This is a genomic window from Flavobacterium sp., from assembly GCF_027482425.1.
In the GTDB taxonomy this organism is placed as follows: domain Bacteria; phylum Bacteroidota; class Bacteroidia; order Flavobacteriales; family Flavobacteriaceae; genus Flavobacterium.
Genome location: NZ_JAIXWA010000060.1, coordinates 1 through 24012, shown reverse-complemented (window position 1 = coordinate 24012; position 24012 = coordinate 1). Strand labels below are relative to the sequence as shown.

Sequence of the window (24012 nt, the reverse complement as noted above, 5' to 3'; positions counted from 1 at the left end):
TTCTCCTTTTTTATTTACAGGTATGTCCTTTTCCACCGGAGGATATTCGGCTGAATACGGGGAGGCGCTTTCCAGTGTATTATTGCTGAACTCAAAGGAAGAAGAAGTAACCGAACGAACCGATTTATCGTTTATGACCGTAGGACTCGGGGTGGCCAATACCCAAGCCTGGGACAAGCAGTCGTTGACCTTCAATATGGTCTACTTGAATTTGGAACCCTACCAACAATTGATTCCTCAAAACATTACATGGAACAAACCGTATCAATCCCTGTCGGGAGAGGTAGTGTATCGCTATCGTTTTACCTCAGGATTGTTAAAAGTCTACACAGCGTTTGATCATGCGACTTTTGACCTTAATCAGGAAAGTATCAATACCCCACAGCCTACACGGGTAGCGCTCGCCAATACCAATGGGTATACCAATATTTCGTTCAAGGGAAGTATTGGCGATGGGTGGCAACTTACCACAGGCGCTAGTTTTGGTCATGGTAAAAATCAAATCGATCTCGAACAAGACGAGGTGTACAATCAAGAAAATGCAGCTCATTTTAAACTCAAATTGCGAAAATCGTATTCCGATCGGTTCAAATGGAGTATAGGGGTAGATCAATTTGTTACCGGATTTAAGGAACTATTTTCCAATACCGCCGTCCGTTTTTCCAGTGGGTATGATTTTCCTCTAAGTGCAGCATTTACCGAAGTCGATTGGATTTTTTCCAAAAAGGTCGCCGCCAAAATCGGGGCTCGGCTAGCTTACAATGGGATACTAAAGGAAACGCAACTCATGCCACGGCTTTCCTTAGCCTATAAATTTGCCAAAAACCACCAGTTTTCATGGGCGTATGGAACCTTTACCCAAGCCCCAAGAGCCGATTATTTGAAGTATGCCACCACGATTCAAAGTGAACGCGCCGCCCATTACATCATGAATTATATGTATACGCACGATCGGCAAACTTTTCGGGTGGAAGCCTATGAAAAAGCCTATACCGATTTGATTCAATTCAATACCCAAACGCCACAATTCAATAGCGATTTCTCCAATGGTGGGTCGGGCTATGCGCGTGGACTCGATGTTTTTTGGCGGGATGCGAAGTCGATTAAAAACTTGGAGTATTGGGTGTCGTATTCGTTTATTGATAGCCAACGCAATTACCGTAATTTTCCAAACACGGTTACCCCCAATTTTATTGCCAAACACAGTATATCGCTGGTTGGCAAGTATTGGATTAACGACTGGAAATCGCAATTGAGTGTGACCCAAGTCCTCAGCTCGGGGCGCCCTTACAATAATCCCAACGAGTCCCTTTTTATGAATGGACGAACCAAGCCGTTTTCCAATTTAAGTTTAAGTTGGGCCTATCTTATTTCCGCTCAAAAGATTTTATATTTTTCGGTCAACAACATACGCGGCACCCAAAATATCTTGGGCTATGAATACGCCAATACGCCCGACACTAATGGGGTGTTTAACCGACGGATCATCGAACCCACTGCCGATCGATTCTTTTTTGTGGGCTTCTTTTGGACCTTAAGCGATAACAAAAAAGACGATCAGCTAAATAATTTATAGGCAGCAAACGTGGGGTGCTCCTACGAACATTCCTCCCGCTCTCCACTGTATCCCCGATCGAAATCGGGGGATGTCGTTGTGATCGGGGCTGTATACACGAATAGGTTCCAAAAGAAAAAGGGATTGTCATACTAACAATCCCTCTTTATCGCTTTGATTTTTCGCTTCCTTATTTTTTCATTTTGATATCAAAACGATCCAATTGCATCACTTTGTTCCATGCAGCGACAAAGTCAGTTACCATTTTTTCTTTGGCATCACTACTGGCGTAAACTTCAGCCAAAGCGCGCAATTCAGAATGTGAACCGAAAATAAGATCCGCACGCGTCGCGGTCCACTTCACAGCATCCGTTTTACGATCACGACCTTCGAATTTTTCTTTATCTGCATCGGTCGCTTTCCATACGGTATTCATATCCAATAAATTCACAAAAAAGTCATTGGTTAACGCACCCACACGCGTGGTTAAAATACCCGTATTTTCGTCCGAATGATGCACGCCCATAGCCCGCATACCACCCAATAAAACGGTCATTTCAGGGGCTGTAAGGGTTAACAATTGTGCCTTGTCGACCAACAATTCTTCGGTGGTAAAGGTATAGCGTGTTTTTTTGTAGTTGCGGAAACCGTCGGCCATAGGTTCCAAAACTGCAAACGAAGCTACATCGGTTTGCTCTTGGGTAGCATCCATGCGTCCTGGCGAGAAGGGAACCGTAACAGAAACGCCTGCCGCTTTGGCTGCTTTTTCAACGCCTACATTTCCAGCCAAAACAATCAAATCGGCCATCGAAACTTTTTTGGTACCCGAGGTGGTGTGGAATTTCTTTTGAATCCCTTCCAATACCCCCAATACTTTGTTCAATTGCGTCGGATTATTACTTTCCCAATTACGTTGGGGTAACAAACGAATGCGGGCTCCATTGGCACCTCCTCTTTTATCTGAACCACGGAATGTAGACGCAGAAGCCCAAGCCGTTTCCACCAATTCTTGCGTACTTAAACCGGAGTTGGCAATGGCTGTTTTTAAACTTGTGATGTCTTTGGCATCCACCAACGGATGGTTTACCGCTGGTATCGGGTCTTGCCAAATCAATTCTTCTTTGGGAACTTCGGGACCAACATGACGTGTTTTGGGCCCCATGTCGCGGTGCGTAAGCTTATACCATGCACGAGCAAAGGCATCTTCAAACGCCGCAGGATTGTCCAAGAAATTGCGTGAAATTTTTTCATAGACAGGATCAAAACGCAACGACAAGTCGGTGGTCAACATGGTTGCTTTGTGTTTTTTATTGGCATCAAAAGCATCCGGAATGATGTTGGCTCCGTTTTTGGCCACCCATTGATGGGCTCCTGCCGGACTCTTGGTCAATTCCCATTCGTTGCCAAACAAAAGATTGAAGTAATCATGTCCCCATTTGGCAGGCGTAGTGGTCCACGTCACTTCCAATCCTGACGTAATCGCATCAGCCCCTTTTCCGCTACGATAGGTACTGGTCCAACCCATGCCTTGCTCTTCAATAGAAGCCGCTTCGGGTTCGGGCCCCACATGTGAAGCTGCCCCTGCACCGTGCGTTTTCCCGAAGGTGTGTCCCCCTGCAATTAACGCCACGGTTTCTTCGTCGTTCATACCCATGCGACCAAACGTTTCGCGAATGTCTTTGGCGGCAGCTACTGGATCGGGATTGCCATTGGGTCCTTCAGGATTCACGTAAATCAATCCCATTTGAACCGCAGCCAACGGATTTTCTAATTTCCCGTCTTGGTAGCGCTTGCTGTTGTCCAACCATTTGGATTCAGAGCCCCAATACACATTAGATTCGGGTTCCCAAACGTCGGCGCGTCCTCCTGAGAATCCAAACGTTTTGAATCCCATTGATTCCAAAGCCACATTTCCAGTCAAGATCATCAAATCTGCCCAAGAGATTTTGTTTCCATATTTTTGCTTGATAGGCCAAAGCAAACGTCTTGCTTTATCTAAATTGGCGTTGTCTGGCCAGCTGTTTTGTGGAGCAAAACGTTGTTGCCCTGAACATGAACCGCCGCGGCCATCACCTGTACGATAGGTTCCCGCACTGTGCCACGCCATACGAATGAATAACGGACCGTAATTACCAAAATCGGCGGGCCACCAATCTTGTGATTGGGTTAATACCGCTTGAATGTCTTTTTTCAACGCCACATAATCCAATGACTTGAACGCTTTGATATAGTCAAAATTGGCCTCCATCGGGTTGGTTAAGTTTGAATTTTGTCGCAACACCGATACGTTCAACTGACTGGGCCACCAATCACTGTTCTTGGTGGTTTTGGCTTGTGTAGTGGGTTTGGTCGCGTCCATGGTACCGTTGTGGAACGGACATTGGGACAAATCTTTGGCGGTATCCTGTGCATACGCTCCAAAGGCAATTGCACCCATCGCCATGAGATACATCGTTTTTTTCATCATAGTATTCGGTTTTATGTTTGTTTGTAATTTGTTACATCATGTAAAAATAAGTGGTATATTTGATTGATAAAAACGATATTTTCAAACACAATATTGATAACATCAATGAATATACGTCAGTTTGAGTATGTATTGGCGGTGGCAGAGGTGCGCCACTTTGAATGGGCCGCTGAAAAATGTTTTGCTACCCAATCGACCTTGAGTACCATGGTGTCCAAGTTTGAAGAAGAATTGGGGATTACGATTTTTAATCGAAAGAAAAAACCGGTAGAAATTACAGCTGAGGGCGAAGTCATTATCGAACAAATCAAAGCGATACAGTCCCAAATCGGGGTGTTGAATGAATTGGCCAAAGAATTCAAAGGCGAAGTAGACGGTACCTTGACTTTGTCGGTCATTCCTACGATTGCCCCTTTTTTATTGCCCTTATTTTTGCAATCGTTTGCCGAAAAATTTCCGCAATTGCAGATTGAAGTTCGCGAGCAAACTACCGGTGAAATCACGCGTTTATTGAAGGCGCGGGAGTTGGATATCGGCATTTTATCCTTGCCCATCAATGATCCCGACCTCATTGAAATTCCGCTCTACGACGAACCCTTTTTGTTGTTGGATTGTGGCAATCGATATGCCAATCCCGTGCGCCCTGAGGCCTTGAATCCGAGTGATATTTGGTTGATGGAGGAGGGGCATTGTATGCGAACACAAATTGTGACTTTTTGTGATTTGGAAACCCGTATGGCAACCCCTCCGTTTAATTTCAATTTCAAAGCTGGTTCGATCGATAGTTTGTTGCGGTTTGTCAAAGCCAATAATGCGACAACCTTATTGCCCTATTTAGCCACTACAGCATACAGTACAGTTGAAATGCAAAAATTACGCGAATTTCAAGCGCCAGTTCCCATTCGATCCGTTGGTTTGGTGGTGCATCGGCATTTTGTAAAACGACGGGTATTGTATTTTTTAGAACAAGAAATCCTAAAGCAAGTGCATCCCATTTTACCCAAAACTGCTGAAGCTTTATTGTTAAATCCGGTATAAAGAGGTACTCTTTTTATTCCCTAGTAACGTTACTAGTATCAAAGTTGACAGTTCATCCGCTCTTTTTGACGGTTCGGTCGTTATAAATTGTATGTCCTAAGTGAAGTTGCGAATTTTGACTCAGAAAATAGCAGGAGTCTATTTCAAGAAACAAAAGAATCACTTAAATTACACTCGTATGAATAATGGTATTACAATTTTAGCTTTTTTATTGGTCCAATGGATGACCGCACAAACTACATTTGAACAAGGAATGGGGAAAGCCTTGCAATTATGGGGCGAAGGAAAACCCACAGAGGCCTCGGCTTTGCTTGAGCGTATTGCTGCTGCCGAGAAAACAAGTTGGTTGCCCAATTACTACGTCGCTTTAATCCAAACGACAGAGGCTTTTGACCCTAAGAATCGGGATAAAGTGAATGCGCTTTTGACCCAAGCCCAGCGCGCTTTGGATGTTGAAATGACCAAGACCCCCGATAATGTGGAGTTGATTATTTTACAAGCCTTAATTCATACCGCTTGGATTGCCTCCGACCCGATGACCAATGGTATGCGACTTTCTCCTACTGTGATTGGTTTGTACAATAAAGCCTTGGCGATGGCGCCCAATAACCCGAGAGCTGTATTTGGGAAAGCGGAATTTGAAATTGGAGGTGCCCAGTGGACCGGTGCCGATGTGAAGGCCTTATGCAAAGATGTAGAACGCGCTCTAGTGCTTTTTACAGCCGAAGCCCCTACCATGCCCTTTGCGCCTCGTTGGGGTGCTGATCGTGCCAAAGCACAATTGGCGCAATGCAAGCCGTAAGAAGTAAACTATCATAGGGGAGCGAATTAAACTTCGTTCCCGCAACATCAAAAAATGAAATTATGAAATTGATAAAAGAATTTCCCCGCGCTTTTGGGATCACCCTGATCATTTTTTTTGCCTTATTGGGCGTAAATATCCTCATGGGCGCGCAACCCGATTTTTACAAAGATATTGTACCATTATTTCTATATACGATGGTCTATGGCTTGGTGTTGTATTATGTGAATGCTCTAGTGTTCATGGGATTGGATCGTGTTTTTACGGTCGATCGTTTTACGCCAAGACGCTTGATAATTGGTTTTTTTAGTTCTTTTTTCTTGACGTTGTTCACCATCTTTGTGTTGCATTTTTTGGAAGATGTTATCCTTAACGGGCGGTCCGTTACGCAGTTTTTAGCCGAAGAAAAGCCTTCCAATTATTTAGTTTCAATCATCATTACCCTCATCGTTTCACTATCCATTCATGCGTTTTATTTTTATAAAGCGTTAAACGAACGTCGTATTAAAGAGCAACAAGTCATTGCAGGAAGTGCTAATGCGCGGTTTGAGAGTTTAAAAAATCAAATAGACCCTCATTTTTTATTCAACAGTCTCAATGTGTTAAGTTCGCTTATCGAGGAAAATCCCGATGTGGCGCAGCGTTTTACCACTTCATTGTCTAAAATCTATCGTTATGTGTTGGAGCAAAAAGATAAAGAGTTGGTTCCTGTTCAAGAAGAATTGGCCTTTGCCAAAACCTATATGAATTTGTTGAAAATGCGGTTTGAAAACAGCATCACCTTTACTTTACCTGATGTGACGTCACTTCCAGAACAAGCGTTTGTAGTGCCTTTATCGCTTCAGTTATTGTTGGAGAATACCATAAAGCACAATGTGGTGAGTGAGCAAAAACCATTGCATATTGCCATTACCCTCGAAGGAGGCTACCTCTCTATTCAGAACGATTTACAAAAGAAAGAAGTGCTGCAAGACCGCCGCGGCGTTGGCCTCCAAAATATTGTCAGTCGGTATGCGATTGTTACCCAACGCAGTGTTCGCATTGAGCCAACGAACTCTTATTTCACCGTTAAAATTCCTTTACTCACCGAAAAAACAACACTTATGGATAGAGCAATTACGACCGAAAACACCGCTTATTTTAGAGCCAGAGAGCGGGTGGAAAAATTACGTGAGTTCTATGCGAATCTTATCTCCTACTGCTTTGTAATCCCTTTGTTGGTGGGTGTCAATTTATTTCAAGGGGGATTCCATTGGTTTTGGTTTCCGATGTTGGGCTGGGGGATTGGACTTCTATTTCACGCCTTCGGGACGTTTGGGTATGGACGGCAATGGGAGGAGCGAAAAATTCAAGAAATCATGCAAAAAAATTCAAAAACAAACCAATGGAACTAAAGCACAATTTTCAAGAATCATTTGATCACGATGCGTATCAAAAAGCGAAACAGCAAGTCGCTGAAATTCGCGGATTTTATATTCATTTACTGGTATTTATCTTAACGAATGTATTTTTCCTTGTCGTGAATTTGAAGTATTCCCCCAAGCATTTATGGTTTTTTTGGCCAACGTTTGGGTGGGGGATAGGGGTGTTATTTCATGGATTGCACGTATTTTCCTTCTCATCTTCCTGGGGAAAAGCGTGGGAGGAGCGCAAAATTCGAGCGTTTATGGAAAAAGAAAGACAACAACAAAAACAACACTAATATGACACCAAACGAACAATACGCTTATGACGCAGCGGTTAAACGCGTAAAAAAGATAAAAGGATTTTACAGCCATTTGTTGGTTTACATTATCGTAAATCTATTCCTCATTGTAACCCAAATTCAAGGATTAGAGGAAGGAGAAACCTTGTGGCAATTTCGTGTATTTAGTACCGCCTTTTTTTGGGGAATTGGACTCGTAGCGCACGGATTATCCGTATTTATTCCTGAATATTTTTTGGGGAAAGAATGGGAAAACCGCAAGATTAAAGCTTTCATGGAACAAGAACAACGCCAACACGGAAAATTCAAATAATAACACTAAGCTTTTTCAAATTAATAACCCACACTCATGAAAGTATTGATTATAGAAGACGAAAAGCCAGCCGCACGTTTGTTGCAACGAAAAGTCGAAAAATTAGGCTTGCAAGTCCTTGCGTTATTACACTCCGTGGAAGCATCAATCGCTTGGTTTGAATCCCAACCGCATCCGGATTTAATTTTTCTCGATATCCAACTCTCCGACGGATTATCCTTTGAAATTTTTGAAGCTGTTGCGATTAAGAGTCCCATCATTTTTACAACCGCTTACGACGAGTACGCTTTACGGGCATTTAAAATGAATAGTATCGATTATTTGTTGAAACCGATTGATGAAGAGGAATTGGAAGCCGCGGTATTGAAATTCAAAAGCCGCTCAGATACGATGGTAAATCCCTCGATGGCCTTGGATTTTGAAACGATTCGTAAACTCTTGATTAACCCCCTCGATCGCAACTACAAACAACGCTTTACGTTGAAAGTGGGTCAGCAATTGAAGATGATCCCTATCGATACTATTGAATGCATTTACAGCGAAAATAAGGGAACATTTCTGCACACTATAGATAACCGAAACTATTTGTTGGATCAGTCGCTTGAACAGGTCGAACAAGAATTGGATCCCAGTGCCTTTTTTAGAGTATCCCGCAAATTTATCATCGCCCTAAAGGCCATCAAAGCGATTCAAGTCCACAGCAACTCGCGGTTAAAAGTAGTATTGCCAACCTATCATGCCGAAGAAATCATTGTGGCTCGGGAACGCGTTGGTGATTTTAAATCGTGGATTGAGTAGGCAATACGTTAGGCTTTCCGCAACCGGTGCATCGTAAAGGTGATCGCCGCCAACAAAAAGAACGCCACCGCTTGATGCGTCACGCCTAACCACAAAGGAACACTATACAATAAGGTGAAGATCCCTAAAGTTACTTGAACGAAAACCACAACCAACAGGGCTGTTATTCCTTTTTTCTGGGTTGTAGAAAGCGCATATTTCCGACTTTTAATGGCCAAGTAAACGATAAAACCTACGACCACATAAGCCAAGGTGCGGTGTATAAACTGTACGCCACTTTTTCCTTCGGTGAAACGCAACAACCAATTGGGTTTTTCCAAACAAATGCTATCATGGAAAAACTGTCCGTCACTCATTAAGGGCCAATGGTTGTGAATATACCCTGCATCCAAACCGGCTACAAATCCTCCCCAAATAATTTGTACCACAACCAGTACCCAAGTCCAAAGCGCAATTTTACCCAATGGCGCAATGCGTTCCGAAATGCCTTGGTATTTTAAGTCCAAAGCAATCCACAAGGTATATGCAAAAGTGAGGAAGGCAAAGGTAAGGTGCAAAGACAATCGGAAATGACTCACATCGGGCTGGTTGAAATCGATCAAGCCACTTTTGACCATAAACCAACCCAAAAATCCTTGAAAGGCACCCATGCCTAATAAAATCATGCACTGGAATACCGTTCGTTGCGTCATTCGTTTTTGAATTAAAAAATAGATAAACGGAATCAAAAAGACGAAGCCTAAAATCCGTGCAATAAAGCGGTGGAACCATTCCCAAAAGTAGATGAACTTATAGTCCGCCAATGTAAAGTGGCTATTAATGCGTTGGTATTCGGGAAACTTTTTGTATTCTTCAAAAGCGGTTTGCCAAGCGGCATCACTCAATGGGGGAAAGGTGTCGGTGACCAAATGCCAATCCGTCATCGATAATCCTGAGCCTGTCAAGCGCGTGATTCCTCCCACCACAACCATTACAAAAACCAAAATACAGCCGGTAAACAACCAATTGATAACGCCTTTATCCGCTTTCATAAGAAAATTTTTAAGCCCCACAAAGGTACAGTACAGACTTGAATTGCATCGATTAAACAGTGGTTAATTTTTTGTTTTTTTCAACGAAATTGAAGAGGTAATGGAGCCTAATTTAGCATTACTCAGAAGCTCTGCCTCTCAGCAGCTTAGGAGCTATACCAACCTCATTTCTTTCGCTTTCGCAACTACAAAAGCATAAGCCGCTTCATATTCGTTGGGAATTTCTCCTTCCAAAATGGCTTCTTTCACCGCCTCTTTCAATTGTCCCACTTCGCGTGAAGGTTTCAGATTGAACCGTTCCATAATTTCCTCTCCCGTGATGGGCGGTTGAAAATTGCGCACTTGGTCTCGCGCTTCAACTTCCACTATTTTTTGGCGCACGAGTTCAAAGTTTTTATGGTACTTTTCAAACTTCTTCGGATTTTTGGTAGTAATGTCCGCCTCGCACAACGTCATCAGTGATTCTACATCTTCACCGGCATCAAAAATCAACCGTCGTACCGCACTATCCGTGACAATGTCTTGCGAAAGTACAATCGGGCGGGAACTCATCATCACCATTTTCTGCACAAACTTCATCTTTTGATTCAAAGGCATATGCAAACGCGCAAAGATTTTCTTCACCATTTTACCGCCCAAAAATTCATGACCGTGAAAGGTCCATCCTTGTTTTTTATGAAACCGCTTCGTAGGCGCTTTCCCGATATCATGCAAAAGTGCTGCCCAACGCAACCAGAGATCATCGGTTGTTTTACAAATGTTATCGACGACTTCTAGCGTATGGTAGAAATTGTTTTTATGGGTGTGTCCTTCGACTTCTTCGACCAAATTTAAAGCGGTCAATTCAGGTATAATCCGCTCCAAAAGTTGGGTTTGATACAACAATAAAAAACCCGATGATGGCTGCGGTGTTTGTAGTATTTTATGCAATTCATCCACAATTCGTTCCCCCGAAATAATATCGATACGGTACGCATTTCGCGCTATGGCCTCCAAGGATTCGGGAGCAATGGAAAAATGCAATTGGGTTGCAAACCGAATGGCGCGCAACATCCGTAACGGATCGTCCGAGTACGTAATGTCCGGGTTCAACGGCGTTCGTATCACTTTGGCTTCCAGGTCGGCAACGCCCCCAAACGGATCAATTAATGCGCCATAATTGGTCGAGTTCAATGAAAAAGCCAAGGCGTTGATGGTAAAGTCCCGACGGTTTTGATCGTCTTCTAGCGTGCCAGCATCGACCAAGGGGTTGCGACTTTCTTCGGTATAACTTTCTTTTCGCGCACCCACAAATTCGATGTCCATATCCTTGTAGCGCAACATGGCCGTTCCATAGTTTTTAAAAACTTGCACTTTGGGTTGATGGGGAAGCAGGCTACTCACTTTTAGCGCCAAATCAATTCCCGACCCCACCGCCACAATGTCAATGTCCTTTTTGTGGTTCCGTTGTAATAAAACATCCCGAACAAAACCGCCAATCACATAGCATTCAAACTGCAATTCGGTAGCAGCTTGAGCAATGATTTTAAATATCTTATGGTCTAAAACGTCGGCGTAATTGGTTTTCAATGCGAAATATTTTTGCAAAAGTACAAATTCATGGTGGTTATTTGGGCATCCAGGCGCGTCATCCGCTGTATCTTTTATGCCGCTAGCGCTTCATAAAAGGATGCCTCCCGATATTTCGGGGCTAACGCTGGTGCCATCGGTACATGAATCACAATTTTCAAATCTTCAAATCATCAAATCATCAAATCATTTCCGTATCACCATTACCTGGGCATCAAGGGTGAGTTTGATAATTGTCGACGGTTTGCTCGCCACGCGATCGTGATGCAATTGCACTACGTAATCCACACCTTGTACTATTTCGGGACTAATTTCTTGAAACGATTTAGGTGTTGGCGCCCCTGATACATTTGCCGAAGTCGATACCAACGGGCGTTTCAATCGCTCCATTAATTGGTAACAAAACGGTTCGGTCACCAACCGCATGCCGAGGGAATTATCGGTACTGATTAAATTGGGGGCTACATTTTTGGGTTGGTCCAATATAAGCGTAGTGGGTTGGGTTGCAAATTCCAAGAGTTGCCAAGCGACCTCTGGAATCTGATGGAATACACTATGCACCAAGCGCTCGCTGTGCATCAATACAATCATGCTTTTGGATTCTTCGCGTTGTTTTAAGGCATAAATCTTTTGGACAGCCGCTTCATTCGTAGCATCACACCCAATGCCCCAAACCGTATCGGTGGGATACAAGATGATACCGCCTGCTTGGATTACTTCATAGGCGCGATGCACCTCTTGCGCTACTACACTTTTCATCGTTTAGAAGCCTGTTAGATCGAGTAATGCGGTATTAAAGTAGATCAGCGTCCCTTCGGTGGTCGTGTACAAAATAAAGTCATAACGATTGATTGTTTCCATGACGGTATAGGAACACTTCGGAATCATGCGGTCGTGGGTTTCGATCATAATGACCTTGGTTTTGGGTAACCAATTTTCGTAATGGCTTTCAAACAACTCTTTTTCGGCTCCTTCGATGTCGATTTTTAACACATCAATGGTTTCCCAACCGCGTTCAGCCATTAGGGTATCTAAGGTGATAGAGGCGATATCATAGGGTTCTGTACCGCTGACTTCTTTGATTTGAAAACTATTGCTGGCGTTGTACGGATCTTCAATTTTAAAAAACGATTCCCGATTGTACAATGCTTTTTCTAAAACTTCCACTGCAGCGATGCCCGCCGTGTTTTTGCGAACACAAGCTGCATTTTGGGCTTCAATTTCCAATGCTACAATGGCTGCTTTGGGGTATTTTAAATGAAAAAAAAGTGACGCTAATCCCACATTGGCTCCTGCATCTACAATTGTTTTGGGTTGCATTGGCAATCGCATGTGGTACAGCGAAGTGATGAAAATTTCTTTGAACGTTTCGGTATCTTTTGTTTTTCTTCGCAAGTAAATACTGCGTTTGCTTTGTGGCAACCGAATGCGTTCTTTTTTGAAGGACAATCCCCAGAGGAGTGCCAATACATCTAAAAATCGAAAATGTTTTTTGAGTTGTTTTAAGTAAACTAATTTTTTAAGCATGGTTCGGTTGCATTTAGTGATGTAATTGCCGTTTTCCTTTTAAGCGATCCACCAGTTTCAAAACGGTGTAGGCCAAGATGTTCTTTCGTTTCAGGGCTTGATCCGCTTGAATGTATTGGTTCTTTAGTGTATCGCTGACACTTTTAAAACCCTCTAAAGAATGGGCACGGTATAAAAATAAGTATTTTTCGTATTGGTTAAAGTAGGTTTTTGCTTTCGTCTTGTAATCGTTTAGGGTTTGGGGCTCGCGCTGTTCTAACACTAATTGTTGGTAGTCCCTCTTTTCCTGGCGTACCCTTACGGGGTCATTTATTTTACTCACCCCCACTTGCTGTTGGCCGTGCAAACGATATCGAATTAAGCGCTCGGGAATCGTTCTCAGGGTTTGCCGTTGTGCAAAAACAAAAGCCAACCATTCATCGTGTAAAAATCCTTTTCCGGTATGAAAGGGCAACGCGTGCACCAAACTTTCTTTTCGTAGGCATAGGGTAGCACCTGTCAGGAAATTGGCATTGAAAAGTAGCGAGTGGAGCAAGGTTTCAGTATTGTGAGGATTTTCAGGGAAGAATCGTACGCTCTCCCACAAGGATAAGGGTTCGTGGAGGGGATTCCCTTCGTCGTCCATAAAACTTCCATCTGAAAATAGCGCTTCCGTTTCGGGATATTGGGCAAAAGTTTCCATAAAGCGTTGCACCTTTTCGGGGTGCCAAGCATCGTCTTGGTCGGCCAAAAACAGGAAATCGCCCGTGCACCGTTGCAGTGTTTGTTCAAAGTTGGCATTACTTTTTAAATTCACAGGATTTTGGTGTACCAAAATACGGTCAGGATAACGCGTTTGCCATTCCTGAAGCAAGGCCATCGTCGAATCGGTAGAGCCGTCATCCGAAATGACTATTTCATCAACGGGATGTGATTGTTCCACAATAGAACGCAACTGCTCGTTTAGAAAGCGGGCTCCATTGTAGGTACATAAGGCGACTGAAATTTTTGCCATTAGAATCGTCAGTGTGTGTTAACTAAGCGTGCAAAGATACTATTTGTTTGGGACTAGGAGTTCTTTTCCTCCAACTCAAATACGGTATCCACCCAATGTTCAACGGTAAATTGATGGTATAGTGCCTCGGGTAAGGGTTCAAAAGGAACTTCCAAAAACACTTGTATTTGATCGATATTGTCGGGGGTGAGTACAAAAATATTGGCGGGATGGTAAAAGGGGTAGTCCTTAACAGATGCATTGGAAGTGATCAGTTTTCGCTGGTAGCCCATGGCTTCAAAAACCCGAAAACTCAACCCGTTTTGCTCTTCTCGTATCAAATCTAAAAAGGCTTGGGCTTGGTCCATTCGCGTATTGATGGCATCAAAAAAAAGATTGGTTTTCGAATAGACAATAGCTTCATCCAACTGAGCGGGGACTCGTTTTCCTACCGCAATAAAATCAGTTGTAAGTTGTGCTTTTCGGCAATAGGCCGCCACCGCATTCCACAACGGAAGACGCTCGTCGATAGAGGCAATCATAAACAGCGCTACAGGGAGTTTACTGCTCGGTACCGCTTCTTTTTTGGGGAAATAAATAAAATTGCTGATGGGTTGGTAACCAAATTTTTGCGCATCATCGCGGTCAAAGGTATAGATGCGATCAAACAATCCTTTTTCCAAATGTTGGATAGAAAACCGATTGGTGCTGTCATACAAATAGGCGCGGTACTGCTTGGTTTTGGTCTTGATCATTTCATGGGTTTTCCGACTGATTCGATCGGGACGAATGACCAAAATCTGGTCTTGTGTACCCCATTGTTCCAATTCGCGAAGCACGAAGGCTTCCATGTGTACCCGTTTTACATTGGAGCCCAAAAGCAACTTCGAGAAAAAATTCTTGACTTTTTCCCCAAACGATTTATAACGGTATTTAAACTTAGAAATATCAATGTGATGCGCTTCTATCCCTTTTTTATGGAGCGCTTCCATGATGTTTTTATCGAAGTCAAAATAGTCAAAACTGATGATGGTGATTTTCATAGTGCGGCGCGATACACAAGTTCCAATTCGTTATACATCGCTTCGGCAATGACTTCTTTGGTAAAATGGGTCAACAAATGCTGATATCCATTAGTCACCAATCGTTGTTGCATTGCTTTATCTTGAAGCAATTGCACCGTTTTTTCGGCAAAATCAATCGGATTTTCTTTCTCACAAAGCAAGCCCGTTTCTCCCTCTACCACCACTTCAGGAATCCCTCCTGCACGAGTCGCTACAATGGGCACATGACTCGCATAGGCTTCTAGTAAAACACCGCCTGTGGGTTCGAGTTTGGACGTAAATAGAAAGAGGTCAAACTCAGGGAAGAGCTCAGGTATATCTTTTCGAAACCCTAAAAACACAAAATGGTGGGTGAGTTGTTGTTCGGCAACAAGCGCTTTAATGTTTTCTTCAAGTTCGCCTTTTCCCGCCAAAACAAAGACGACCTTGGGGATTTTTTTGACAATTTCGGCCGCAGCATGCACCAAAGTAATATGGTCTTTAAAGCCTACAAAAGCGGCTATGTTTCCAATGATGACAGTATCGTCGGTCAATCCCAATTCTTTACGCAACCATCCTGTAGGTTGGGTACGGTGAAATTCCTCCAAATCGGTGGCACTGCCTACAATGGAAAGGCGGCTTTTATCTTTGATGGCAGGGGCTAAAACATCGATAACGGCTTGTGAGACACAAACGATTTTTTTCAACCCACTGTAGTTGTATTTCCATTTTCGGAAAAAATTGGTATCGACCTTTTTAATTAAGGTACGGAAAAATACCATGGGTGTTTTCCAACCGTACAACAACGACGAAAGCACACAAAGTGTGTGGGCGGTGCTGTTATGGATAAGTATGAGATCGATTTTTTCTTCTCGAATGATTTGATTGATTTTTTTCATCCATTTTCGGTCGTATTCCGAATGGAAGGGCAGTGTATGGACGCGATAGTTTTTTTCTTGCGCAATTTCGTGCAAACGCGTATCGGGCGTACAAAGTAACACTTGATGGATTCCCTTGGCGGCAAAGGCATCGTAATAATATACAATCTGCTGTTCGTGACCGCGCCATACGTTGGACGCTGTGATTTGTAGTAACCGCATGTTAGTCTATTTTTCGGTACATCATCCACAACTGTAAATACCGTTTGAATACAGAAAAGGAGTGGACGTAAGCCAGAATAAAGCCCTCTTTGCCATCGAGTACCCCTAAGCGGAAAAAATATTGCCACATAAAGCGGTACAGGGGACGAATAAAAAAGTGGTACACGTTGGGACGCACTTTCTTTTGGTAGAGGTTTAAGGCTTGCAACTTGCTGTACAAGTTTAGTTTATCGTTGTAGTTGTCAAAACTTTTGTAACTGTAGTGATTTAAACGGTTTTTGAGAACCCCCACTTTGCCATCGGCTTTGACTTCTTCGTGTACCAAATTACCGTTGTACGCACCGTGATTTTTGTTGAAAAGACGAATAGCTTTGTCATTTTGCCATCCTCCAAAACGAATGCGTTTGCCCATAAAATGGAAGGTTCGCTTAACGAAAAAAGCATTTTTATCGCCTGGATTTTTGACTATTGCTTTGATTTCTTCCTCCAATTCAGGGGTAATGATTTCATCCAAATCAAAGAAAAGAATCCAGTCGTGGGTGGCTTGCGCAATGGCAAAATTTCGTTGTTCGGAGAAATTGGTAAAAGGACGTGTGATCACTTTGGCTCCCATCTGGGCCGCGAGGGTTTGCGTATTATCAGTACTCTCAGAGTCGACGAAAATAATTTCATCGGCAAACTTCAATCGTTCAATATACCGCTCCACATTAAGCGCTTCGTTGTAAGAGATCGCCAATGCGGTGATTTTAGGTACAGCGGTATTTTCGGACATAAATTTGCAATCAAAGCAACAAATATAGTATTTTTACTCCATTCCAATTTTTAAAATTTACGGCGGTGACACGACTTCCCGTATTGATGTATCATAATTTTTGTACCGAAGCGGAAGCGAGTAAAGGACTGACTTTGGCGGCTTCTCGTTTTGAGCAACAGCTAATTTATTTGCGGTCAAAGGGTTACCAGTCTTTTTTTCTATCCGAGTTAACTGCCCAAACTGCATTGCCCAAGCGCAGTGTTGTGCTCACTTTTGATGATGTTACGGTAAGTCAGTGGGAGTATGCATTGCCCTTATTGGTCAAATACGGATTCAAAGCGGTGTTTTTTGTACCCTTTGCCTATTTGGGAAAAACCGATGCCTGGAATGCCTCTTTGGGCGCTGGGGGACATCCGATTATGACTGCCGCGCAGCTTCGTGCTTTGGATCCCCATGTGATTGAACTTGCCCATCATTCGTTTGCCCACCCGCGAATGGCCACACTTTCTTCGAAAGCGATACAACAGGATTTTGACCAAGCCCAGCAGGTGATTGCCGCCGAGCAATTGACTGTTTTTCCGGCGTTGGCGTATCCGTATGGGAATTATCCACGTCAACAACCCGTGCAGTCTCACTTTTTTACCCAACTCCAAGAAAATTGTATTGCGTTTGGCTTTCGTATCGGTAATAAGGTGAGTCGTTTTCCGTGGTCTAATCCCTATGTTATTCCGCGCATTGATATTAAAGGCGAAGATCATTTGCTTCGTTTTCGATGGAAACTGCGGTGGGGACGCCTCCGTTTATGGTAAACCAATAGGGGAATGGGTAAAGAATGAGTTCAGATATTTTACTCCATTTTTCTTTCGAGGAGCATCATTTTGACATACCGCGAAAACACGCCATAGGCATTGACACTGGCCAAAGCCAAGCCCGGGAGTCCGTCCATAAAGCCTTTCTTTAAGATATAGGCCGAGAAAAAACGGTATAAGGGTTTAAAGAACAAATGCAATAGCGTCACTTTTTTCCCTTTCTGGCGGGCCATATCGGCTTGGAACCAGGCATACGAATTTTTTTTACTCAACGTATGAAATAAACCTTTGTAGGTGTAATGAATCATAAACGCCTCCAATTGCCCGATACTTCCGTTGACGTGTAGTTTTTCATGCACTTCTCCTGTGAAGTGTACGCCGTCATTTTTCACTAAACGGGTCACGCGATCGACTTTATGGTATAAAAAGCGATTCATAAAATAGTGGGGAAAGCGCAATTTGTAGCCTTGGTGCTTTGGATTATTCAGGGTTTCGAGAATTTCCAACTTCAATTTGGGTGTTACCCGTTCGTCAGCGTCGACAAACAAAATCCAATCGCCTTTGGCCAAAGCAATCGCGGCATTTTTTTGGGCGGAAAAATGATCGAATTTTCGTTGAATGACTTCACAACCCAACTGTTTTGCGAGCTCTGCTGTGCCGTCTGTGCTGAACGAATCAATCACAATGATTTGTTGGGCAAAACGAACGGAAGCTACGGCGTCTTCTAAATACGAAACTTCATTAAAGGTGGGGATGATTACCGAAAGGGTGCGCATTCTTGAAAATTGAAAAACAAATTTAGTAAAATTAGGTTACCTTTGCATCCATGCAAAAGAATGTTACCGTTGTTTTAACAAATGGAACCGATTTACCCACCATGCAAAGGGTTTTGTGGGGCTATACCACGCAAAACTACCGTAATTTTGAGGTCGTTCTTCTTCAGGAAAACCCCGTAGCAGTAAATCACTCAGACTATTTTTTCTCTGTTATCATTTGTTCTCCGGCAACGCTACAAGCCCATTTAGCGCAAGCGCTCACCGATTATGTGGTCTTTGCCGATGCGCATGCGGTTCCGCGGGAAGATTTTGTTGAGGAACATGTTAAACATCGGGAGGAGGGCCATTATTTAACGGGTGCCCGGTTTTTTATTCAAGATGCGGTATTTGATACGTTGACCCCTGAGGGCATTGAGTCGGGACACTATTTTAGTACTTCTTTTTTAGCACAACACGCAACCGTTAAAGGGCTTAAAGCCTTTCGTGCGATAGAACCTGGCAGTTGGGCAGCGCTTTTGGATTATTGCCTTCCAGAGTTGCCTTTTAACTTTTCGAACAGTTCCCTTTGGAAGTCGGATTGCTTGGCTTTACTCCAGAAAGGGGCTTGGGACGAACGCTATCCTGCGCATCGATACTATCGGGAATGGCCTGGATTACAACAAAAATCAGTTAAAAATACCACTTTACTTATGGCAGCTGCACGCGATAAAAATTTGAAAATCTCGGTAATTGTGAGTACGTACAATGCCGAAGAATGGTTGGAGAAAGTCTTGATTGGCTATTCGGTGCAAACCTATACCGATTTTGAATTAATCATAGCCGATGATGGTTCACGCCCTGAAACCAAAGCGCTTATTGATCGGTATGCCGCCAATTATCCCGTACTGGTTCGTCATTTGTGGCATGAAGATTTGGGGTACCGTCGTCAAGAGATTTTGAATGTGGCCATTATGGAAGCGGCGCATGAGTATATTATCATGACCGATGGCGATTGTATTCCGCGGAACGATTTTGTAGAAATCCATGCCCTTGAAGCGGAACAAGGTCGTTTTCTCTCGGGCGGGTATTGCAAACTTCCGATGAAAACAAGCAAGCATATTGCCCCTGATGATATTCTATCGCAGCGCTGTTTCGACGTACGTTGGTTAAAATCAATCGATCGATTGGGCTTTTCCAATACCTTGAAGTTAAGTGCTCAATCGTGGTCGGCGTGGCTTTTGGACCTTATTTCCCCCACAACGCCTTCGTTTAACAATTGTAATTCGTCGGGTTTTCGCAGTGATATGATTGCCATTAATGGGTATGATGAACGGATGAAGTACGGTGGACCCGATCGTGAGTTTGGGGAACGTTTGGAAAACAACGGCATTAAAGGAAAGCAAATCCGTCACAAAGCCGTCGTGTTGCATTTGGATCATCCGCGGGGATACAAAACTCCCGAGTCGTTGGCGGCCAACTTGGCCATTCGCAAAGAAGTCAAACAGCAAAAAATCAAATGGACGCCTTTTGGCATTCGCAAAGAAGCTCCAACCCCCTAAGTATTTAGCCCAAGTGATGCTTTAAAAACGCTTGCAAACGGTCCCAATACAAGGCCGGTTTTAGTTCGTGGTACCATGGACTGGGGTCGGCTTCCATTTTTTTACGCGCTTCATAGGTAAATTCGGTATACAACTCGGGTTTTTCTTCCCGCAGGTGAATCGACGTGTGCTTCACTCCGTCTTCAAAACTCGCCCAATGTTCTTTGTTCACGTAGGGGGAGAACAAGGTAAAGGTGGGTTTCTGGAGGGCTTTGGCGATATGCACCGTTCCTCCTTCGTTGGCGACCAATACATCACATTGGGCCATTAATTTGATAAAATCTCGAATCGTAGGGGCATAAATATCTAAGATGATACGGTCTTTATGCTGGCAAAGGGTAAAGATTTTTAAGGCCTCTTCCTTTTGGTGCGGGGCATAATTGAAAAGTAAATAGGCATCAAAAGTGGTCGCAATACGGTCGCAAACCTCGGCAACGTAGGCGTAGGGCATCGATTTTTGAGGCGTACTGCCCAAAACGCCGAGCATGATTACTTTTTTATCCTTGTATTTTCCGAGGAGGTCTTCTTTTTTTTCGGCTTCTGTTAAAAAGATTTTAGGCTCATAATCAATAGGGGAAAAGTCACCCGCATATTCAATGAGATGCACCCGATCTTCGATGGCTTTCCCACACAATTTATCCGATTTTTCGAGTCCCACAGTAGGGTGGGTATAAAAGTTCCAATTGCCCCATTTCTTTCGCGATTTATGTCCGATGGTCATTTTGGCCCCCGAAAATTTACAAATCAAACGGCTTTGCGTTTTGGAGTAGGGGTCAAAAATGATGTCGTATTTTTGCTTCCGCACCCAACGGATGAATTGGAACAGGTTGCGCCCTTTTTTGAGTTCTTTTTCTCGAATGGGAATGATTTTATCGATATTGGGATTGTGTTCCAAAACGCCCGTAGTAAAGTCGTACGCCATAAAATGCACCTCACTATCGGGGTACTTGCGCTTGAAGTTGTTGGCAATGACTGAGGCGATCAATACATCGCCAATCCGTTTGTTTTGGATGATAAGAATTTTTTGCATACCCTAAAATCTTGGTGCAAAGTACAATTTTTTAATACATTTACCCAAACTAAAAACAATCCTGTGCCCACAATTGTTCATCCTGATTATATAGACCAGCAGCAAGCGCTTGAGGCCTTGGCGGCACAGTTTCCGTATTCGGGGACATTGGTGGTGCAAGGTGCGCGTAATGCCATCAAAACCAATGTGTTGCACGGCGAAACGGTGAGTATTAAGTTTTTTAAAACACCGGGGTTTTTGAAATCGATTATTTATTCGTGGTTCCGCCAGAGTAAGGCCAAGCGCTCTTTTGACTATGCACGCTATTTGCAGCAGCACGGTATTCTGACGCCTTTTCCTATCGGATATATCGAAGAACGCAAGGCACTGGGCTTGTTGGGCGACAGTTTTTATTTCTGCCGTCATATTGATTATGATTTTACGATACGCGAACTCATACACGACCCTTTCTTTCCCAATCGTGTAGCGATTTTGGAACAATTTACGGCGTTTACTTTTCACATGCATGAGGCTCGCATTCATTTTTTGGACCATTCGCCGGGGAATACCTTAATCAAGGACTTGGGCAACGGGCGGTACGAATTTTACCTGATTGATTTAAATCGAATGGAGTTTCGCACCCTTTCGATGGCGCAACGGATGGACAATTTTAAGAAAATGTGGTTGTCGAAAACGATGTTGAAAACCGTAGCGGCTACGTATGCGCGTTTGAGTGGTGTACCCGAAAGTGAACTATGGCCTATATTATGGCAGACCTCTCAGGACTTTAAGCGCAAGATCAACAGAAAGAAGTGGTTGAAGCGGAAGCTGCGGTGAGCAGCCCTGAAGGGTCGGGGGCAGTATTCAGTGTTCAGTGTTCAGTGTTCAGTTTTCAGCCCCGAAGGGTCGGGAGCAGTGTTTAGTCGTAAGTCGTAAGTCAAAAGTCGTAAGTCGAGAGTCGGTTGAGGTAGTTGCAATCGCAGTGTTCAGTGTTCAGTGGGCAGACATTAGACTTTAATCGTTAGACGTTGGAAGGTGTTCGATCACAGCTATCTTTACAAGACCTGGATTGCTCAGGAGCTTAGCGGCTCAGCAGCTCAGCAGCTTCATCAACCCAACAAGAGCTTCCCATACGCTTCCGCAGCCTTATGCACCTGTTCGGTCCAGTCGGAGGCGGCATTGTCGTCGGCGCCGTCGGAGATGTATTTGAGGCAAAGGAACGGGATGTTTTCTTGTTGGGCGATGTAGGCGAGGACATAGGCTTCCATGTCGACTACGGTATACAGCGATTCGGCATGCTCCATTTCAAAACTGTCCCCCGTGCCACATACCGCATGCGGAAGTCCGGCAAAGGATTCGCCATAGTCCAACACCACCGGAAGACCCGACAACGGTGTTTCATACAATTTAAAACCCAACCCCCGTACATCCATATCGCGCTGCACAAATTGGGTACAATGCACCACGGTACCTTTCGGAAAATGGGTACTGCCCACCGTGCCCAAGTTGATGATTAGTTTGGGCCGTTGTGCCGCGATGGCTTTGGTCAACGCAAAGGCCGCTTGCACCTTGCCAATCCCTGTGAAGAGTACATTTTGCCCCTCAAAGACCTCGGCCGCTTCGGCTTTTAACGCAAAGCAAAAAAGGACTTCGTGAGGAGAGAAGGAGCCAATCATTCGTATTGTTATAAATTTTGAATTTTAAATTTTAAATGCTAAATGGTTCCGCTAAAAGAGTACAAATCTCTTTTTTCGGGACTAACTTTAAACTTTTTTATAGCTACTGCGGTTCTGAGCCGCTAAGCTTCTGAGAAATTTAGAACATTAGTTTTCAAGAATCCAACCTGATTCCGAAATATCGGGAGAAACTTTAAACTTTAAACTTGAACCCCATTTACACCGCTACATCATACTCGCGTAACGCATCATTTAACGACGTTTTTAAGTCGGTCGAGGGTTTGCGTTTTCCGATGATGAGTGCACAAGGAACTTGGTAACTTCCGGCGCCAAATTCTTTGGTATAACTTCCGGGGATCACTACCGAACGCGCAGGGACCACTCCTTTGTATTCCAAGGGTTCGCTACCCGTCACATCGATAATTTTGGTGGAGGCAGTCAAACAGACATTGGCACCCAAAACGGCCTCTTTTTCCACCCGAACCCCTTCGACCACGATACATCGCGATCCGATGAACGCACCGTCTTCAATGATTACGGGCGCCGCTTGTAAGGGTTCCAAAACGCCACCAATACCCACGCCACCACTTAGGTGGACGTCTTTCCCGATTTGTGCACAACTTCCCACGGTGGCCCAGGTATCGACCATCGTGCCTTCATCGACATAGGCGCCGATATTCACATAACTCGGCATTAAAATCACGCCTTTAGCAATATAGGCACCGTGACGGGCTACGGCATGCGGCACTACGCGAATTCCTTTTTCGGCATATCCCCGTTTTAAAGGCATTTTGTCGTGGTATTCGAAAATGCCCACTTCAAAGGTTTCCATCTTTTGAATGGGGAAGTAGAGTACCACGGCTTTCTTCACCCATTCGTTCACTTGCCAGCCGTCTTCAACGGGTTGGGCGACCCGTAGCGTACCTGCATCGATTAAGTTGATTACCTCCCGAATGGCATTTTGAGTGGCTTCTTCTTTCAATAACTCGCGGTTTTCCCACGCTTTTTCTATCGTTTGTTGTAATCCTGTCATGTCTAAAATTTGAGTGACAAAGATAGCAGTTTGTTTGTTTTTTACGGACGGAACTCTGGATTTTTCCATCGGTAGCCAAAGCGAATTTTTTGGTAGGTTCGCTCCCAAAATCCTAGTTGTTTGTACCGACGTTTGCCTGCCGAAAGCAATCGGGGGTCCCACAGCGGAGCCTTTTCCAATCGTTCTTCCCAAACGGAATAATGCGCCAAAAAAGCATGAATTACGGGTCTGAATTCTTTAAAATACCAATAATGATGCACCCAATTTTTACTTTCCGCCAGGGGTTCACGTTGTAGCGCTTCCGTAACAGCGATCTGTTCCATACTAAACAACGGGTAGGTAGCATACAACGTATCCATGAAGGCTTCGGCGCGGTACAAAAGCGGGAGATGTTGGTTGGAAACCCCAATACATCCTGAATTCCAAACTTCAAAAGCTTCACTCAACCTAACAATTT

Annotated in this window: 24 protein-coding genes; 10 read left to right on the top strand and 14 right to left on the bottom strand. The window is 43.9% G+C overall.

Annotation, left to right across the window (positions count from 1 at the left end; translation table 11 throughout):
- A partial coding sequence (locus Q0037_RS09160) for a TonB-dependent receptor (RefSeq protein WP_297517394.1) occupies window positions 1–1576 on the top strand: 1576 nt, incomplete at its 5' end.
- Window positions 1577–1745: 169 nt separating this feature from the next.
- On the opposite strand, the gene katG is transcribed toward Q0037_RS09160, so the two are convergent.
- Window positions 1746–3914 carry a catalase/peroxidase HPI gene (gene katG / locus Q0037_RS09155; protein ID WP_297517401.1) on the bottom strand — a complete coding sequence of 723 codons (2169 nt, stop codon included), beginning with the start codon at window positions 3912–3914 and terminating at the stop codon, window positions 1746–1748.
- A gap of 213 nt (window positions 3915–4127) precedes the next feature.
- Here katG and Q0037_RS09150 point away from each other — a divergent pair, with 213 nt between their 5' ends.
- The 6 genes from Q0037_RS09150 (at window position 4128) to Q0037_RS09125 (ending at window position 8678) form a co-directional block, all read left to right on the top strand.
- Window positions 4128–5060 carry a LysR substrate-binding domain-containing protein gene (locus tag Q0037_RS09150; RefSeq protein ID WP_297517392.1) on the top strand — a complete coding sequence of 311 codons (933 nt, stop codon included), beginning with the start codon at window positions 4128–4130 and terminating at the stop codon, window positions 5058–5060.
- 178 nt (window positions 5061–5238) lie between these two features.
- A complete protein-coding gene (locus tag Q0037_RS09145; protein ID WP_297517390.1) occupies window positions 5239–5862 on the top strand; it encodes a hypothetical protein in 624 nt (207 codons plus the stop codon).
- A 62-nt stretch (window positions 5863–5924) separates the two neighbouring features.
- Window positions 5925–7256 carry a 2TM domain-containing protein gene (locus Q0037_RS09140; protein WP_297517387.1) on the top strand — a complete coding sequence of 444 codons (1332 nt, stop codon included), beginning with the start codon at window positions 5925–5927 and terminating at the stop codon, window positions 7254–7256.
- Window positions 7247–7564 carry a 2TM domain-containing protein gene (locus Q0037_RS09135; protein ID WP_297517385.1) on the top strand — a complete coding sequence of 106 codons (318 nt, stop codon included), beginning with the start codon at window positions 7247–7249 and terminating at the stop codon, window positions 7562–7564. The genes Q0037_RS09140 and Q0037_RS09135 overlap by 10 nt, the downstream gene beginning before the upstream one ends.
- Window position 7565: 1 nt before the next feature.
- Window positions 7566–7880, top strand: a complete 315-nt coding sequence (locus Q0037_RS09130) for a 2TM domain-containing protein (protein WP_297517383.1) — start codon at window positions 7566–7568, stop codon at window positions 7878–7880.
- A 36-nt stretch (window positions 7881–7916) separates the two neighbouring features.
- Entirely contained in the window at window positions 7917–8678 is a 762-nt protein-coding gene (locus tag Q0037_RS09125; protein ID WP_297517381.1) for a LytTR family DNA-binding domain-containing protein, read from the top strand.
- Between the two features lie 8 nt (window positions 8679–8686).
- Here Q0037_RS09125 and Q0037_RS09120 read toward each other — a convergent pair whose 3' ends face one another.
- From Q0037_RS09120 to Q0037_RS09085, 8 genes are all read right to left on the bottom strand, one after another.
- Window positions 8687–9709: a COX15/CtaA family protein gene (locus Q0037_RS09120; RefSeq protein WP_297517379.1), complete on the bottom strand. Its 1023-nt coding sequence runs from the start codon at window positions 9707–9709 to the stop codon at window positions 8687–8689.
- A gap of 153 nt (window positions 9710–9862) precedes the next feature.
- Complete coding sequence (locus Q0037_RS09115; RefSeq protein ID WP_297517377.1) at window positions 9863–11278, bottom strand: HD domain-containing protein; 1416 nt, start codon at window positions 11276–11278, stop codon at window positions 9863–9865.
- 186 nt (window positions 11279–11464) lie between these two features.
- Window positions 11465–12037 carry an L-threonylcarbamoyladenylate synthase gene (locus Q0037_RS09110; protein WP_297517375.1) on the bottom strand — a complete coding sequence of 191 codons (573 nt, stop codon included), beginning with the start codon at window positions 12035–12037 and terminating at the stop codon, window positions 11465–11467.
- A gap of 3 nt (window positions 12038–12040) precedes the next feature.
- Entirely contained in the window at window positions 12041–12805 is a 765-nt protein-coding gene (locus tag Q0037_RS09105) for an FkbM family methyltransferase (protein ID WP_297517373.1), read from the bottom strand.
- A gap of 13 nt (window positions 12806–12818) precedes the next feature.
- The gene (locus Q0037_RS09100; RefSeq protein WP_297517371.1) at window positions 12819–13799 is read right to left on the bottom strand and encodes a glycosyltransferase family 2 protein; all 981 of its coding nucleotides are present in this window, start codon (window positions 13797–13799) and stop codon (window positions 12819–12821) included.
- Between the two features lie 53 nt (window positions 13800–13852).
- Window positions 13853–14821 (bottom strand): hypothetical protein, encoded by a 969-nt coding sequence (locus tag Q0037_RS09095; RefSeq protein ID WP_297517369.1) that lies wholly within the window; start codon window positions 14819–14821, stop codon window positions 13853–13855.
- Window positions 14818–15921: a glycosyltransferase family 4 protein gene (locus tag Q0037_RS09090; protein ID WP_297517368.1), complete on the bottom strand. Its 1104-nt coding sequence runs from the start codon at window positions 15919–15921 to the stop codon at window positions 14818–14820. The genes Q0037_RS09095 and Q0037_RS09090 overlap by 4 nt, the downstream gene beginning before the upstream one ends.
- Before the next feature lies 1 nt (window position 15922).
- Window positions 15923–16693, bottom strand: coding sequence for a glycosyltransferase family 2 protein (locus Q0037_RS09085; protein WP_297517366.1), 771 nt, complete (start codon window positions 16691–16693; stop codon window positions 15923–15925).
- A 65-nt stretch (window positions 16694–16758) separates the two neighbouring features.
- Here Q0037_RS09085 and Q0037_RS09080 point away from each other — a divergent pair, with 65 nt between their 5' ends.
- Window positions 16759–17484 carry a polysaccharide deacetylase family protein gene (locus Q0037_RS09080; protein WP_297517364.1) on the top strand — a complete coding sequence of 242 codons (726 nt, stop codon included), beginning with the start codon at window positions 16759–16761 and terminating at the stop codon, window positions 17482–17484.
- Between the two features lie 38 nt (window positions 17485–17522).
- Here the strand turns inward: Q0037_RS09080 and Q0037_RS09075 are convergent, their stop codons facing one another.
- The gene (locus tag Q0037_RS09075) at window positions 17523–18260 is read right to left on the bottom strand and encodes a glycosyltransferase family 2 protein (protein WP_297517362.1); all 738 of its coding nucleotides are present in this window, start codon (window positions 18258–18260) and stop codon (window positions 17523–17525) included.
- 50 nt (window positions 18261–18310) lie between these two features.
- On the opposite strand from Q0037_RS09075, the gene Q0037_RS11895 reads away from it, so the two are divergent.
- Complete coding sequence (locus Q0037_RS11895; RefSeq protein WP_367274088.1) at window positions 18311–19798, top strand: glycosyltransferase; 1488 nt, start codon at window positions 18311–18313, stop codon at window positions 19796–19798.
- 4 nt (window positions 19799–19802) lie between these two features.
- Here Q0037_RS11895 and Q0037_RS09065 read toward each other — a convergent pair whose 3' ends face one another.
- Window positions 19803–20867 (bottom strand): glycosyltransferase family 9 protein, encoded by a 1065-nt coding sequence (locus Q0037_RS09065; protein WP_297517360.1) that lies wholly within the window; start codon window positions 20865–20867, stop codon window positions 19803–19805.
- A 63-nt stretch (window positions 20868–20930) separates the two neighbouring features.
- Here Q0037_RS09065 and Q0037_RS09060 point away from each other — a divergent pair, with 63 nt between their 5' ends.
- Window positions 20931–21683 carry a lipopolysaccharide kinase InaA family protein gene (locus Q0037_RS09060; RefSeq protein ID WP_297517358.1) on the top strand — a complete coding sequence of 251 codons (753 nt, stop codon included), beginning with the start codon at window positions 20931–20933 and terminating at the stop codon, window positions 21681–21683.
- 272 nt (window positions 21684–21955) lie between these two features.
- Here the strand turns inward: Q0037_RS09060 and Q0037_RS09055 are convergent, their stop codons facing one another.
- The 3 genes from Q0037_RS09055 to Q0037_RS09045 all read right to left on the bottom strand — a co-directional run.
- Entirely contained in the window at window positions 21956–22522 is a 567-nt protein-coding gene (locus tag Q0037_RS09055) for a nucleosidase (protein ID WP_297517356.1), read from the bottom strand.
- 217 nt (window positions 22523–22739) lie between these two features.
- Window positions 22740–23555 (bottom strand): 2,3,4,5-tetrahydropyridine-2,6-dicarboxylate N-succinyltransferase, encoded by an 816-nt coding sequence (locus Q0037_RS09050; protein WP_297517396.1) that lies wholly within the window; start codon window positions 23553–23555, stop codon window positions 22740–22742.
- A 41-nt stretch (window positions 23556–23596) separates the two neighbouring features.
- The coding region (locus tag Q0037_RS09045) for a hypothetical protein (RefSeq protein ID WP_297517354.1) at window positions 23597–24012 on the bottom strand (416 nt) is incomplete at its 5' end.

Coding starts and splice junctions, on each gene's coding strand:
- katG (WP_297517401.1), bottom strand. CDS start 3,914: ATGGACGCGACCAAACCCACTACACAAGCCAAAACCACCAAGAACAGT.
- Q0037_RS09150 (WP_297517392.1), top strand. CDS start 4,128: ATGAATATACGTCAGTTTGAGTATGTATTGGCGGTGGCAGAGGTGCGC.
- Q0037_RS09145 (WP_297517390.1), top strand. CDS start 5,239: ATGAATAATGGTATTACAATTTTAGCTTTTTTATTGGTCCAATGGATG.
- Q0037_RS09140 (WP_297517387.1), top strand. CDS start 5,925: ATGAAATTGATAAAAGAATTTCCCCGCGCTTTTGGGATCACCCTGATC.
- Q0037_RS09135 (WP_297517385.1), top strand. CDS start 7,247: ATGGAACTAAAGCACAATTTTCAAGAATCATTTGATCACGATGCGTAT.
- Q0037_RS09130 (WP_297517383.1), top strand. CDS start 7,566: ATGACACCAAACGAACAATACGCTTATGACGCAGCGGTTAAACGCGTA.
- Q0037_RS09125 (WP_297517381.1), top strand. CDS start 7,917: ATGAAAGTATTGATTATAGAAGACGAAAAGCCAGCCGCACGTTTGTTG.
- Q0037_RS09120 (WP_297517379.1), bottom strand. CDS start 9,709: ATGAAAGCGGATAAAGGCGTTATCAATTGGTTGTTTACCGGCTGTATT.
- Q0037_RS09110 (WP_297517375.1), bottom strand. CDS start 12,037: ATGAAAAGTGTAGTAGCGCAAGAGGTGCATCGCGCCTATGAAGTAATC.
- Q0037_RS09105 (WP_297517373.1), bottom strand. CDS start 12,805: ATGCTTAAAAAATTAGTTTACTTAAAACAACTCAAAAAACATTTTCGA.
- Q0037_RS09100 (WP_297517371.1), bottom strand. CDS start 13,799: ATGGCAAAAATTTCAGTCGCCTTATGTACCTACAATGGAGCCCGCTTT.
- Q0037_RS09095 (WP_297517369.1), bottom strand. CDS start 14,821: ATGAAAATCACCATCATCAGTTTTGACTATTTTGACTTCGATAAAAAC.
- Q0037_RS09090 (WP_297517368.1), bottom strand. CDS start 15,921: ATGCGGTTACTACAAATCACAGCGTCCAACGTATGGCGCGGTCACGAA.
- Q0037_RS09085 (WP_297517366.1), bottom strand. CDS start 16,693: ATGTCCGAAAATACCGCTGTACCTAAAATCACCGCATTGGCGATCTCT.
- Q0037_RS09075 (WP_297517362.1), bottom strand. CDS start 18,260: ATGCGCACCCTTTCGGTAATCATCCCCACCTTTAATGAAGTTTCGTAT.
- Q0037_RS11895 (WP_367274088.1), top strand. CDS start 18,311: ATGCAAAAGAATGTTACCGTTGTTTTAACAAATGGAACCGATTTACCC.
- Q0037_RS09065 (WP_297517360.1), bottom strand. CDS start 20,867: ATGCAAAAAATTCTTATCATCCAAAACAAACGGATTGGCGATGTATTG.
- Q0037_RS09055 (WP_297517356.1), bottom strand. CDS start 22,522: ATGATTGGCTCCTTCTCTCCTCACGAAGTCCTTTTTTGCTTTGCGTTA.
- Q0037_RS09050 (WP_297517396.1), bottom strand. CDS start 23,555: ATGACAGGATTACAACAAACGATAGAAAAAGCGTGGGAAAACCGCGAG.